The 13,481-nt window shown below is 72.8% G+C and carries 12 protein-coding genes; 8 read left to right on the forward strand and 4 right to left on the reverse strand.

Features of this window, described 5'->3' with window-relative positions; translation table 11 throughout:
* Positions 1-21: 21 nt before the first annotated feature.
* The 8 genes from CF165_RS39505 (at position 22) to CF165_RS39535 (ending at position 8,710) form a co-directional block, all read left to right on the forward strand.
* Positions 22-927, forward strand: a complete 906-nt coding sequence (locus tag CF165_RS39505) for an AraC family transcriptional regulator (RefSeq protein ID WP_158226892.1) — start codon at positions 22-24, stop codon at positions 925-927.
* Between the two features lie 230 nt (positions 928-1,157).
* A complete protein-coding gene (locus CF165_RS39510; protein ID WP_439098541.1) occupies positions 1,158-2,123 on the forward strand; it encodes an ATP-binding cassette domain-containing protein in 966 nt (321 codons plus the stop codon).
* On the forward strand, positions 2,120-2,899 hold the full coding sequence (locus tag CF165_RS39515; RefSeq protein ID WP_093952707.1) for an ABC transporter permease: 780 nt from the start codon (positions 2,120-2,122) through the stop codon (positions 2,897-2,899). Before CF165_RS39510 ends, CF165_RS39515 begins: the two co-directional genes overlap by 4 nt.
* Before the next feature lie 19 nt (positions 2,900-2,918).
* Complete coding sequence (locus CF165_RS51410; RefSeq protein ID WP_276209755.1) at positions 2,919-3,137, forward strand: DUF5988 family protein; 219 nt, start codon at positions 2,919-2,921, stop codon at positions 3,135-3,137.
* Positions 3,138-3,152: 15 nt separating this feature from the next.
* Positions 3,153-4,163 (forward strand): 3-oxoacyl-ACP synthase III family protein, encoded by a 1,011-nt coding sequence (locus CF165_RS39520; protein ID WP_093952708.1) that lies wholly within the window; start codon positions 3,153-3,155, stop codon positions 4,161-4,163.
* On the forward strand, positions 4,160-6,145 hold the full coding sequence (locus CF165_RS39525; protein WP_093952709.1) for a CocE/NonD family hydrolase: 1,986 nt from the start codon (positions 4,160-4,162) through the stop codon (positions 6,143-6,145). The genes CF165_RS39520 and CF165_RS39525 overlap by 4 nt, the downstream gene beginning before the upstream one ends.
* On the forward strand, positions 6,136-7,332 hold the full coding sequence (locus CF165_RS39530; RefSeq protein WP_093952710.1) for a phthiocerol/phthiodiolone dimycocerosyl transferase family protein: 1,197 nt from the start codon (positions 6,136-6,138) through the stop codon (positions 7,330-7,332). Before CF165_RS39525 ends, CF165_RS39530 begins: the two co-directional genes overlap by 10 nt.
* A gap of 13 nt (positions 7,333-7,345) precedes the next feature.
* Positions 7,346-8,710 (forward strand): glycosyltransferase, encoded by a 1,365-nt coding sequence (locus CF165_RS39535; protein WP_143268775.1) that lies wholly within the window; start codon positions 7,346-7,348, stop codon positions 8,708-8,710.
* Here CF165_RS39535 and CF165_RS39540 read toward each other — a convergent pair.
* The 4 genes from CF165_RS39540 to CF165_RS39555 are packed head-to-tail and all read right to left on the reverse strand — an operon-like array spanning position 8,613 to position 13,480.
* The gene (locus CF165_RS39540) at positions 8,613-9,305 is read right to left on the reverse strand and encodes an ABC transporter ATP-binding protein (RefSeq protein ID WP_093952711.1); all 693 of its coding nucleotides are present in this window, start codon (positions 9,303-9,305) and stop codon (positions 8,613-8,615) included. The genes CF165_RS39535 and CF165_RS39540 overlap by 98 nt on opposite strands.
* Positions 9,292-11,202, reverse strand: coding sequence for a dipeptide/oligopeptide/nickel ABC transporter permease/ATP-binding protein (locus tag CF165_RS39545; RefSeq protein ID WP_205661096.1), 1,911 nt, complete (start codon positions 11,200-11,202; stop codon positions 9,292-9,294). Before CF165_RS39545 ends, CF165_RS39540 begins: the two co-directional genes overlap by 14 nt.
* On the reverse strand, positions 11,199-12,140 hold the full coding sequence (locus CF165_RS39550) for an ABC transporter permease (protein ID WP_093952712.1): 942 nt from the start codon (positions 12,138-12,140) through the stop codon (positions 11,199-11,201). Before CF165_RS39550 ends, CF165_RS39545 begins: the two co-directional genes overlap by 4 nt.
* Positions 12,128-13,480 carry a GH1 family beta-glucosidase gene (locus tag CF165_RS39555; protein ID WP_093952713.1) on the reverse strand — a complete coding sequence of 451 codons (1,353 nt, stop codon included), beginning with the start codon at positions 13,478-13,480 and terminating at the stop codon, positions 12,128-12,130. The genes CF165_RS39550 and CF165_RS39555 overlap by 13 nt, the downstream gene beginning before the upstream one ends.
* Position 13,481 lies beyond the last annotated feature (1 nt).

Here is a 13,481-nt window from a genome sequence, read left to right on the forward strand (position 1 = left end):
CCGAATCATGTGCGGGAGGAGGTGAGCCGTGTTCTGGCGCCGCACAGCCTCCGATTGCTCGGCGGGGAAACGCGGCTCGACGCGCGAATGCACCACGTGCGGATGCGCGACATGTCGATGAGCGTCCTGCGCTACGGCAAATCGGTGCGTTTCGAATCCCAGCCCGCCGAAACGTTCTTCGCCGTGTTCCTCCCGCTCGCCGGCGAGGCCGAGGCGCGCTGCGGGAGCGACCGGGTGCGGCTGACCACCGCGACCGCCGGGGTGCTTTCGCCGACGGATCCCGTGGCGCTGCGCTGGACGGGTGAATGCACCCAGCTGGTCGTGCGGCTGGAGCGGGCGGGGCTGGAGGCGCGGCTGAGCGACCTGCTCGGCGCGCCCCTGCGCAAGCCGCTGCGGTTCGCGCCGGTGATGGCCGTCGACTCGGGGAACGGGCGCAGCTGGCTGCGGGGCCTGCAGATGCTGGTGACCGAGCTGGATCGGCCGGGATCGCTCATCGAGCGGCGTGCGGTCGCGGAGATGTTCGAACGCACGCTCCTCACCGCGCTGCTGCTGGGCCACCCCAGCAACTACACAAGGATGCTCGACGGCGAAGTGCCCGCGGCGCCGACTCGTGCGGTGAGCATCGCGCTCGAGTGGATCGACAACCACCCGAAGTGGCGGCACACGACCTCGAGCCTGGCCAGGGAGGCCGACGTCACCGAGCGGTCGCTGCAGCTGGGGTTCCGCAAGCACCTCAAGATGGGCCCGATGGAGTACCTGCGGGAGATCCGCCTCCGCGGGGTGCGCGACCAGCTGCGGGCCGCCCAGTCCGACGCCGTCACGGTGACGGAGGTGGCCGCGGAATGGGGATTCCTGCACGCGGGTCATTTCGCTGCCCGGTACCAGCAGCGGTTCGGGGAACGCCCGTCGGAAACCCTCCGGCGCTGAACCCCGCCCCGAATTTCGGGCGGATGATCGGCCGGGTGCCTGCCGTGGGCACCCGGCCTTTTTCGTGCCCGTTTCGCCCGCGTTCGGGACGGGCGGAATTCTTCGGTTTTCGGATATTCCGATCCTGCCTCGCCGGTGAATCATTGAGCACGGGCCGGACGAACGATTTCCGGAAAACCGGAAACACCGGCCAGTGCCGGGTACGCGCAAGGGAGGAAAAAGTGCCACCGATGATCCGGGTGGAGGATCTGGTCAAACGGTTCGGGCCCACCACCGCGCTCGACCGAGTCAGTTTCACCGTTCCGGCGGGCACGGTGGTCGGCGTGCTCGGGCCGAACGGCGCGGGGAAGACGACCATGGTCCGGGTGCTGGCCACGCTCCTGCGGCCCGACCGCGGCCTGGTCCGGGTCGGGGGCCTCGACGTGGAGCGCGAACCGGCGCGGGTTCGCGCTCTGCTCGGGCTCACCGGCCAGTACGCGTCCGTCGACGGGGACCTGACGGGCACGGAGAACCTGGTGCTGCTCGGCCGCCTGCTGGGACTGTCCCGCCCCGCGGCGCGGGACCGGGCGGCGGACCTGCTCGAGCGCTTCGACCTCGGGGAGGCCGCCGCCCGGCCCGCGTCGACGTATTCCGGCGGCATGCGCCGCCGGCTCGACCTGGCCGCGAGCCTGATCGGCCGGCCGCGGGTGCTCTGCCTCGACGAGCCGACCACCGGGCTCGACCCGCACGTCCGGCGGGAACTGTGGCAGGTGGTGCGGGAGCTCGTGGCCGAAGGCGTCACCGTGCTCCTCACCACGCAATACCTCGAGGAGGCCGACCGGCTCGCGGACCGCGTCACGGTGTTCGACGCCGGCCACGTCGTCGCCGACGGCACGCCCGACGAGCTCAAGCGCCGCATCGGCGGCCGCACGGTACAGGTGCGGCCGGTGCTGGCGCAGGACATGGACGCCATCGCCCGCGTGCTCGGCAAGCTGACCGGCACCACGCCGGCCCGCGACTTCGGCACCGGTCTGCTCACCGCGCCCGCCGCTGACCCGATGATGCTGGCCACGCTGGTCCGGAAGCTGGACCAGGCCGGGCTGGCCGTGGCCGAGGCAGGCCTGCGGCTGCCCAGTCTCGACGAGGTCTTCCTCGCGCTGACCGGGAAACCGGCCGACGCGGACGCTCCGGCGGCGCGGGAAGGGAGCGCCGGATGAGCGGGCGCGTCGGTCCCGCGGCCGCCGTGCGGCACGGGCTCATCCTGGCCGGGCGGGGCGTGCTCAAGATCCGCCGCAACCCCGAGCACCTGGTCGACGTGACGGTGCAGCCGCTGCTGTTCCTGGTCATGTTCGGGTACCTGTTCGGCGGCGCCATCGCCGGCAGCCCGGGCGCCTACATCCAGGACCTGGTGCCGGGGCTGATGGTGCCGAGCGTGCTGATGGCCACCCTCTCGGCAGGGGTCGGCCTCAACAGCGACGCGGGCAGCGGCGTGTTCGACCGGTTCCGCAGCATGCCGATCGCCCGCTCGGCCCCGCTGACCGGGGTGGTGCTGGCCGGCGCGGTCCGCTACCTGGTCGCGATCGTCGTGCTGCTGTCGGCGGGCGCCGTCCTCGGCTACCGCGTGCGCACCGGGCCGCCGGAAGTGCTGGCCGCGACGGCGATTCTGGTGACGGCCGGGCTGTGCTTCTGCTGGATCACCGTGTTCCTCGGCATGGTGCTGCGCGACCGGGACGCGGTGCAGGGTAGCGCCGTCGCGCTGTTCATGCCGTTGGTGTTCGCCAGCAACGTCTTCGTCCCGGCCGCGAGCATGCCCGGCTGGCTGCGCGGCTGGTCCGGCGTCAACCCGGTGAGCCTGCTCGCGGACGTCGTGCGGGGCCTGCTGAACGGCGGTCCTGTCGCCGGCCCGCTCGCCGGTGCGCTGGCCTGGTCGGCCGGTGTGCTGCTCGTGTTCTTCCCCTTGGCGATCCGCGCTTATCACCGGCGCGTCGGATGACAGAGAGGTGAAACAGGCCATGGGCTCTGCCGAGCCGACCGTGAAAGTGACCTTGAAGGGAGCACCCGCCGGAATGCCCGAAACCGTGCTCGTCCGGTTCGCCGAACTCTCGCACGACCGGTTGAAGATCCCGTACCGGGCGGGCTACGAACACTTCGTCCCCGAAACCACCACCCGCGGAGTACCGGAAGACGGCGCCGTCTTCGTCTGGTGCGACCGGACGAAGTTCGCGGAATAGAAAGGCGCCACCGCCATGAACACCGCCATTCTCGGAACCGGCTCGTACCTGCCGGAGGCCGTCCTCACCAGCGCCGAGCTCGGCCGCCGCCTGGGCTTGAGCGAACAGTGGATCTTCGACAAGACGTGCATCGCCGAACGCCGCGTGGCGGCCCCGGACGAAGCGACGTCCGACCTGGCCACCCGCGCCGCGGAACACGCGCTGCGCGAGGCGAACCTGGCCGCGACCGACATCGACCTGCTGATCGTCGCCACCTCGACGCCCGACCAGCCGATCCCGGCGACGGCCTGCGCCGTGCAGGCCAACCTCGGCGCGATGCGCGCCGCGGCTTTCGACGTCGACTCCGTCTGCAGCGGCTTCGTCTACGCGCTGGTGACCGCGCACGCGTTGCTCGAAGCGGATCCGTTGCCCCGCAACGCTCTCGTCATCGGCGCCGACACCTACTCGCGGATCCTGAACTACGAAGACCGGCGCACCTGCGTGCTGTTCGGCGACGGCGCCGGCGCCGTCGTGCTCGGCAAGCGCAGCAACGGCCGCGGCCTGCTGTCGAGCGCGCTCGGGTCCGACGGGACGACCGCCGACTTCGTCACCGTGCCCGGCGGCGGGAGCCGGCGGCCGGCGAGCGAGGAGACCCTCGCCCTGGGCGAGCACTACTTCGCCATGCGCGGCAGGCAGGTCCGGGACCTCGCGTCCCGCGTACTGCCGGACCTCGTCGTCGACGTCGCGAAGTCGGCGGAGCTCGAGGTGGCGGAGATCGACCTCATCGTGCCGCACCAGGCCAACGGCCGGATGCTGCAGGACCTGGCGAAGACCCTGGACCTGCGGCCCGAGCAGATGCACCTGACCATCGAGCGGTACGGCAACACCGGTGCGGCCTCGGTCCCGATCACCCTCGACGACGCCGTCCGCTCCGGCCGGCTGTTCGACGACGACGTCGTGCTGCTCGTGGCGTTCGGCGGCGGGATGAGCTGGGGCGGAGCCACGCTGCGCTGGACGCGCCCGCGCAAGCCGAGGGAGCCGCGATGATCCGGCCCGCGGTACGGCTGCCGCCCTCCCAGCCGCCCCGTCACGAGGTCGAGTTCCGCGGCGACGTCCGCATCCCTTCCAGTGAACCGGGGCTGACCCTCGGTGCCGACCTCTACCTGCCGAAGGTGACGCACCGCGTGCCCGTGCTGGTGACCCTCCACACGGGACGCAAGGACGGTCTCGGCGGCGTCGCGGCCAGCCGGTACCTGCGGTACTTCGCCGAGCGCGGCTACGCGGTGCTCTACGTGGACTGCTTCGGTATCGGGACGTCCGAGGGCACACCGCGGCCGCTGCTCAGCCCGGGTGAGGTCGCCGACGGCGTGTCGGTGGTGCAGTGGGCCGCCGCGCAGCCGTGGTGCACCGGCCGGGTCGGCATGTGGGGCCTGTCGCACGGCGGCATGACGACGCTGGCCGTCGCCGCCGAGCGGCCGCCGGCGCTGAAGGCGATCTTCCCGGTGATGGGCTGGACCGACGTCGAACGCGACCTCGTGCACCCGGCCGGTCTGCGCGGCGGGATCGGAATGTTCGGGCACCTGAGCCTGTACAACATCTTCTGCGCGCTGCTGCCGCCGTTGCGCGGTGAGGACAAGGAGAACTACGAAAGCCTCTGGAAGGAACGGCTCGAGAAGTTCGAGCCGTGGTTCGCCGATGCCTGGCAGCACCCGCCGGGCCATGCGGTCTGGGCGGAACGGCGGATCGACGCGCGGCGGATCACCGTGCCGTCGTTGTGCGTCGCCGGCTGGCGGGACCTGTTCTGTGACGGCATGATCGCGGCCTACCAGCAGATCCGGGCGCCCAAGCAGCTGATCGCCGGGCCGTGGCTGCACACCTTCCCGGACGTCGCGCCGGTCGGGCCGTTCCCGTCGGCCGTGCTGGCCTGCGCGTGGTGGGACCGCTGGCTGCACGGCCGGTACCCGCGAGCCGGTACCCGCGAGCGGACCGCGACGTTCTTCGTCCAGGGTGCCGGTGCCCGCTGGGTGCGCGCCGAGCAGTGGCCGCCGGAGAAGAAGGCCGATCACGTCTTCGTCGCGTCCCGCAGCGGGCACCTCTACCGGTCCGCGGCGGGCAGCAGGCCGTCGGCGGTCGCGACGGTCACCGGCCGGGGCGACCCGACAGTGGGTGCGCTGAGCGGCCTGACCAAGCACCCGACCGACCGGTTCGGCTACCCGCTGGACCAGCACGACGACGACGCCCGGACGCTCACCTTCACAAGCGCGCCGCTGCCGGAGCCGTTGCTGATCGCCGGGCGCCCGGCCGTGCGGCTGCTGCTGGGTCCGGGCACGACCGCGACCCGGTGCGTGCTCAAGGTGACCGACGTCGATGAGCAGGACCGCTCGCTGCTCGTCTCGTCGGGCACGGTGGACCTGGCCGGGCGCGACGACGTCGTCCAGGTGCAGCTGGATCCGACGTGCTACCAGGTCGCCGCGGGCCACCGCGTGCGGCTGGTGCTGGCCGAGGCCGACATCCCGCGGCTGTGGCCGGCCGCCGAACCGGGCCGGCTCGCCGTCCGCGTGATCCGCGGTCCCGGCGACTACGTCGGCCTCGCCGCCGAAGAGTACGAAGGCCGCCAGGCCACCACCCTGAGCCTGCCGGCGGGCGACCCGGAGGCGCTCACCGACGTGGTCGTCCCGGTGCCGGAACGCCGGGGCACGGCCGGGCCGGTCCGCGACCGCTGGGAGATCGCCCGCGACCACCTCCGCTCGTCGGTCCGGCTGACGGTGGAGAAACGGGACCGGATCCGGTTTCCGGGCGACGACCGCGACTTTCTCGCCATGACCACGCAGGTCGACCTCGGCGTGCCCGAACACCACCCGGCGGCGGCGCGCATGAAGGCGACGGGGGAGAAGACCGCGGAAACCCCGGACGGCGACCGGGTCGTCGTCCGGGCTGGGATCGACATGGGGGCGGCGGACGCGGCCGTCACCGCCGAGGTGCTCGTCAACGGCACGCAGTTCTTCACGCGGGAGTGGAAATGGACCTGACCACGCCGGAACGTCCGCTGAACTACCTGGAGCTCGCCCACCTCGACCGCGTGGTGATCATGGCCGCCGAGTACGAGGGCGAGCTCGACGCCGGCGCGCTCGCCCGGGCGTTCCGGCACCTGTGCACGGTGCACCCGGTGCTGCGGGCGCGGGTCCGCGGTACCGCGCCGGAAGCGGTGCTGGCGGTTTCGCCCGAGCACGAACCGGATCTGGTCGTCCTCGAGGACGTGCCGGACGTGCTGACGAAGATCGGGGAGCTGCCGTGGGACGCCACGGCGGGCGTCGCCGACCTCGTACTCGTCCAGGGGGACCGGCACGGTTACGTCGCCCTGCGGACGGACCACTCGATCACCGACGCGAACGCGTGGCTCGGCACCTTCCGCGAGCTGCTGCGGCTGTTCACCGCGTTCGCGGCGGGGGAGGAGCCGGCCGGCGAGCCGGGCACGGCACTGCCCGCGCCGCCCGCGGCGCTGTTCCACGAGCGGCTCGGCCTGATCCCGTACGACCGGCGGCTGTTCCACGCCGCGGTCCCGCCCGAGCCGGCGGCCGGGACCGCCGGGCTGATCAGCGGCTACCTGCGGCTCGGCGTCGAGGAGACGCAGTGGCTCAAGCGTGCGGCCCGGCGGTACGAGACCACGGTGCACGGGCTGGTCTCGGGCGCGATCCTGCTCGCCCAGCGTGTCCTGGCCGGCGGGTGCGAGAGCGTGCCGATGTACTGCGTTTCGCCGGTCGACTTCCGGCGCCGCGTCGACCCGCCGGTGGGCGAACTGGAGACGACCAACTTCATGATGTCCTACGTGGCCGAAACGGCCGTGTCGCCGCGGCTGAGCCCGGTCCTCATCGGCCGGGAGGTCAAGGCCCGGATGGACGAGGTGCTCGCCGGTCCGGAAGGTGCCCGCGAGCAGGCGCCGATGGAGGATTCCTTGGGCCGCAACCTTTCCTACGCGCTGATCAGCAACCTCGGTGTGGTGGCGGAGTTCCCGGCGCCGAGTGGGATGTCGTTCACCGAGATCCACATCCTCAACACGGTCGGCGACACGTTCTTCCCGGGGTACTACGTCTCGACCTACCGCGACCGGCTCACGGTGCTGCACATCTTCACCGACCGGTTCTTCACCCGCGGCGACGTCGACCGGATCGTCCGGGAGCTGTACGAGCAGCTGCTGATCGTCGGCGCTTCGGCCTGAGGAGGACGGTTTCGTGAAGGCTCTGTTGCTGACCCACGGCAGCCGCGGTGACGTGCAGCCGTTCGCCGCGCTGGCCGCCGCCCTGACCGATGCCGGGCACGAGGTGGTCGTCGCCGCGCCCACGTCGTCCGCCGCGATCGCAGACCCGTTCTGCGCCCGGGTGATCCCGCTCGACGACGGCACCAACAAGCTCGTCGACGACCGGGCCGCGTGGGAGGCGGTCGAACGCAACTTCCGCGGCCTGCGCGGGAAACGGCTCGGGCTGCGGCTGCTGCGCCAGAACCGCGTCGCGATGCGGCGGGTGTTCGGCGACCTCGCGGCGCTGGGGCGGGTGCTGGCCGAGGAGGACGACGTCGACGTCGTCGTGCACCAGGTCAACGTCCCCGGGCATGCGATCGCCGAACTGCTGGGCGTGCCGGCGGTTCCGGTGTGCCTGCAGCCGTTCTGGGTGCCGACGCCGTCGCATCCCGACCCGCTGTTCCCCTACGCGCTGCCCACCGCGCTCAACCCGGCGTCGTACGCGACGACCAGGACGTTCGTGCGCGCCCTGACCGGGAGTCCGGCGCGGTTCCGGCGCGAGGGGCTCGGCCTGCCCCGCCGCCGCTTCGCCCACGACCCCCTCCGGCGTCCCGACGGCACGCGGGCCCCGGTGCTGCAGGCGTTCAGCAGGCACGTGCTGCCGCCGCGGGCGTGGTACCCCGAGCCCGTGCACACGCCGGGGTTCTTCTTCCTGCGGCCCCGGGTCCCGTGGACGCCCCCGGCCGACCTGGCCGGTTTCCTCGCGGCCGGGGAAGCGCCGGTGTACCTCGGGTTCGGCAGCATGGTCGGCAGCGACCCCGCCCGGACGGGACAGATCGTTGCCGCCGCGCTGCGCACGGCCGGGGTCCGGGCGGTCGTCGCGCTGGGCCGCGGCGGCATCCGGCCGGACGGCCTCGGGCGCGACGCGTTCTGCCTGACGCAGGCCCCGCACGACTGGCTCTTCCCGCGCATGGCGGCGGTCGTGCACCACGGCGGCGCGGGCACCGCGGGCGCGGCGCTGGCCGCCGGGCGCCCGCAGGTGGTCTGCCCGTTCATGTTCGACCAGCCCTACTTCGGGCGGCGGCTGTTCGCCCTGGGTGTCGCCGCGCGGCCGCAGCCGCTGCGGGAGCTGACGGCGGACGGCCTGGCCCGGGCGATCGGCGACGCGCTCGAAGGCACGGCGCCGGACCGGGCGCGGGAGCTGGGCGAGCTGATCCGGGCAGAGGACGGGACCGGGCATGCGGTGAAGGTCCTGGAGGCAGTTACGCAGGGATCGGGCCCTGTTCGGCGATCCGGCCGTGGCGTAGGGACACCACCCGGTGGCACGCGAAGCGCACGACGTCGATGTCGTGGGAGATGAACAGATAGCTCAGGCCGAGCTGCCGCTGCAGGTCCAGGAGCAGGTTGAGGATCTGGGCCTGCACGGACAGGTCGAGCGCGCTGGTCGGCTCGTCGCAGACGACCAGCTCCGGCTCCAGCACGAGCGCGCGGGCGATGGCGATGCGCTGGAGCTGGCCGCCGGAGAACGCACCGGGGTACCGCTCCGCCGCGACCGGGGACATCCCGACCCGCTTCAGAACGTCGGCGACCCGCGCCGAAGCCGCCCGCCGCGGCAGCCGACGGACGACTCGCAGCGGCTCGGCCAGGGTGCTGCCGATCGTGCGGGACGGGTTCAGCGAGCCGTTCGGGTCCTGGAACACGATCTGCAGGTGGGTGCCCAGCTCGCGCCGCCGCCGGGCGGTCGCGTGCGTGATGTCCTCGCCGCGGAACAGGATCCGCCCGCCGGCCGGGCGCACGAGGCCGACGATCGAGTGCCCGATCGTCGACTTCCCGGAGCCGGACTCGCCGAGCAGGCCGAGCGTTTCTCCCTGCCGTACCACGAGGTTGACGCCGTCGACGACGGGATGGCCGGGTCGGTATTCGACGCGGAGGTCCTGGACTTCAAGCAGAGGCACGTTCTCCTCCGGAGAGCTTGGCGTGGTGGAGGCAGCGGGTGCGGTGCCCGGTCTCGGGTTCGAACACGGGGACCGGCGCGGCGGAGCACTCGGCCGTCGCGAGGGTGCACCGCGGGGCGAAGTGACACCCGGCCGGCCAGCGCGCGGGTTCCGGGACCGTGCCGGGGATCGCCGCCAGCCGGGAGCCCGGCTGGGCGCGGCCCGGCATCGCGCCCAGCAGACCCTCGGTGTACGGATGCCGCGGCCGGGCCAGGAGCTCGCCGACCGAGCCGGATTCCACGATGTGCCCGGCGTACATCACGTAAGCTCGCCGGCAGAACGAAGCGACCACCGACCAGTCGTGGGTGATCAGCAGGATCGCCATCCCGCGTTCCTCCTGCAGCCGGCGCAGCAGGGCGAGGACCTCCGCCTGCACCGAGACGTCCAGCGCCGTCGTCGGCTCGTCGGCGATCAGCAGGTTCGGCTCCCCGGCCAGCGCCATGGCGATCGCGACGCGCTGGGCCATGCCACCGGACAGCTCGTGCGGGTAGCGGCGGGCCACGACGTCCGGCAGGTTCACGTCGTGCAGCAAGCCGGAAACGCGCTCCCGCACCGAAGACCGCGACCCGCCGTGCCGCAGCCGGACTAGTTCGCCGATCTGGTGCGCCACCGTGAACACCGGGTCGAGCGCCCCCACCGGGTCTTGGGAGATCAGCGCGATCCGGGAACCGCGCAGCCGGCGCATCGCCCGTGGCCCGGCGAGGGCCAGGTCGGCGCCGTCGAACAGGAGGCTCCCGGCGGCGACCGCGCCACCCGCTGGGAGCAGGTCCAGGACTGCCCGGCCGGTGATCGACTTGCCGCAGCCGGACTCACCGACCAGCGCGACGGTTTCGCCGCGGCCGACGTCCAGGTCGAGGTCCGCCACCACGACCTGGCCCCCGGAAAGGGTGATTTCGAGGCCCCGCAGGGAAAGCAGGGCCGTCGACGGCTCCTCCCGCGGCGTCAGGACCGGTGCGGGGGCCCGGTGCGCGCGATGCAGCCGGTCGCGGATGGGCTCGGCGTGCGCGGTCGCGTCCCGGACGACGTCGCCGAGCAGGCCGGACGCCAGGATCGCCAGGCCCAGCACGACGCCGGGCGGCACCAGGAGCCACGGCTGCCGGTCGATCACCGACGCCGCCTGCGCGATCATGTCGCCCCACGTGGGGTCCGGTGGCTGCGCGCCGAACCCGAGGTAGCTGAGCCCGGCGTCGATGAGCAGCGCCCCGCCGGCCAGCAGCGAGATCTGGACGATGATCGGGCCGGCGATCCGCGGCAGGACGTGCGCCGCCACGATCCGGTGGTGCGGCAGCCCGCACACGCGCGCCGCGGCGACGTAGAGTTCCTTGCGCACGGCCAAAGTCGCGCCCCGGACCACCCGGGCGAGGCCGGGGGAGACGAGCACGCCGAGCGCGACCATCACGATGGTCTGGTGCTCGCCCACGACCGCCAGCACCACCAGCAGCGTCATCAGCACGGGGATCGCCAGCAGCACGTCGACCACCCAGGTGAACGCCCGGTCGAACCAGCCGCCGGCATATCCCGCGACGATCCCGCTGGTGACGCCCACCCCGATCACCGTGACGACGACGATCCCGGCGTGCAGCAGGCTGACCTGCCCGCCGTACATCAGCCGCGTCAGGACGTCCCGGCCGAGCGCGTCGGTACCGAGCCAGTGCGCGGCGCTCGGTCCCGAGAGCACGTTGTCCAGGTCCGTCGCAGCCGGGCTGGTCGGCGCGAGGACGGGCGCCAGCACGGAACCCGCGACGAGCAGCGCCAGATAACCCAGCGGTGCCCACGCGAGCGGGCGGCCGAGCGTGGCGCGCCACCGCCGTCCGGGCCGGACACCCCGGGCGACGAACTCCTCGATGCCCGCGGTCACCGGACCCGCGCCTTCGGGTTGAGCCAGCCGTAGGCCAAGTCCACCAGCAGGTTGACGGCGACGACGATCACCGTGAACACCACCACCACGCCCTGGATCATCCGGATGTCGTGCTGCGAGGTGGCTTGGACGGCGAGGCCGCCCAGCCCCGGCATGGCGAAGACCGACTCGACGAACACCGTCCCGCTCAGCAGGCCGATGAACGTCAGCCCGACCAGGGTCACCACCGGGATCGCCGCGTTGCGCAGCGCGTGCCGCAGCACCACCGACGACTCGGGGACGCCGTTGGCCCGCAACGCCGTCACGAAGTCGCGGGACAGCGCGTCCAGCATCGCGTCCCGGGTCTGCTTGGCGAACACGGCGATGCCGGGCAGCGCCAGCGTCGCGACCGGCAGCACCAGGCTGCGCGCCCACCCGGCGGGCGACGCGCCGACCGGAACGTACCCGGTGGCGGGCAGCAGCTGCACGGTGACGGCGAAGAGCGTGACCATCGTGAGCGCGAACCAGAAGCTGGGCAGCGCATAGCCGATCAGCGAAAGCGCGTCGACGACCCGGCCGATCCGTCCACCGTGGACAGCGCTGACGACACCCAGCGCGACGCCGACGAAGGCGGTCACCGCCGTGGCGCAGCCGATCAGCGACAGCGTGACGGGCAACCGGTGGGCGATCTCGTCCGCCACCGAGAGGCCGCTGATCGGGGACGAGCCGAGGTCGCCGCGCAGCGCGTCGGAAAGCCAGTGCCCGTACTGGGTCAGCACGGGCTGGTCCAGGCCGAGCTGGTGACGCAGCTGCTCGTAGGCCGGGACGCTGAAGTTCTGGCCCAGGATGGCGCGCGCGAGGTCGCCCGGGGCCGCGGACTGCAGCAGGAAGGCCGCCAGGGAGACGACGAAGACGAGCGCCACCGAAACCACGAGGCGGTGCGCGATCAGCCGGAGCAAGCGGATCCCTCCTTCCGGTCGCGCGGCTGGCCGGAGATGAGCTGCCGGTACCACCGGTAGGACGCCTTGGGGGTGCGGGCGAGCGTCGCGAAGTCGACGTGCACCAGCCCGAAGCGCGGGCGGTAGCCGTGCTCCCATTCGAGGTTGTCCAGCAGCGACCAGACGTGGTAACCGCGGATGTCCGAGCCCGCCTCGACGGCGGCGCTCACCTCGCGCAGGCAGGCCCGCAGGTAGGTGACGCGCCGCAGGTCCTGGACCGACCCGGTGACGTCGGGCTCGTCCACGGCGGGGAAGCCGTTTTCCGTGACGTGGATCGGCGGGGCGTCCGGGTACCGCGCGCGCAGCCAGGTGAGCAGCGCGCCGAACAGCTCCGGCGCCACCGGCCAGCCGAGCAGGTTGGTGCTCGTGCCGGGCCACGGCACCCGCGTGTAGCCGAAGACGCCTGACGTGGACGCGGCGATCCGCGCGGGGGCGTACCAGTTGACGCCGAGGAAGTCGAGCGGGGCGGCGATGACCGCGCGGTCGGCGTCGTCGGCTTCGATCACCGGCCGGTCGTCGAGGCGGGGATATTCCCCGCGCAGCAGCGGATCGAGGAACAGCCGGTCTTCGTAGACCTCGGCGCGCGCGGCCGCGGCGACGTCGTGGGGGTGCTCCCCGGCGGCGGTCATCCCGGCGAGGTTGAGGCTGATCCCGATCTCGCCGTGCGGCGCCTGGGCGCGCAGGCGGGGGACGGCGAGACCGTGGCCCAGCAGCAGGTGGTGGGCCACGCGCAGCCCGTGACGGCGCACCGGCGCCTCGGGCGGGCCGGTCATTTCGGCGTGCATCACCGAAAGCGGTTCGTTGAGCGTGATCCAGCGCGTGACGCGGTCGCCGAAGCGGGCCGCGAGCCCTTCGGCGTAGTCGGCGAACCGGGCCGCGGTGTCACGGTCGGCCCAGCCGCCGGCGTCCTCGATCGGCTGCGGGTGGTCCCAGTGGTACACCGTGAGCATCGGCTCGATGTCCCGGGCGAGAAGCCCGTCGACCAGCCGGTCGTAGAACGCCAGCCCGCGGCCGTTCCAGCGGCCGCGCCCGGCGGGCTGGACCCGCGGCCACGACACGGAGAACCGGTAGCTGTCCACACCGAGCCCGGCCAGCAGGTCGAGATCCTCGGTCAGCCGGTGGTAGTGGTCGCAGGCGACGTCGCCGGTCGCGCCGCCGGCCAGCCCGCCCGGCCGGTGGGCGCGGGTGTCCCAGTTGGACGGTCCCTTCCCGTCCGCGTCCCACGCGCCTTCGATCTGGAAGGCGGCCGTGGCCACGCCCCACCGGAATCCCGGCGGGAACAGCAGATCCGGTTCGCTCATG

This window comes from Amycolatopsis vastitatis (genome assembly GCF_002234595.1).
GTDB classification, from domain to species: Bacteria; Actinomycetota; Actinomycetes; order Mycobacteriales; family Pseudonocardiaceae; genus Amycolatopsis; species Amycolatopsis vastitatis.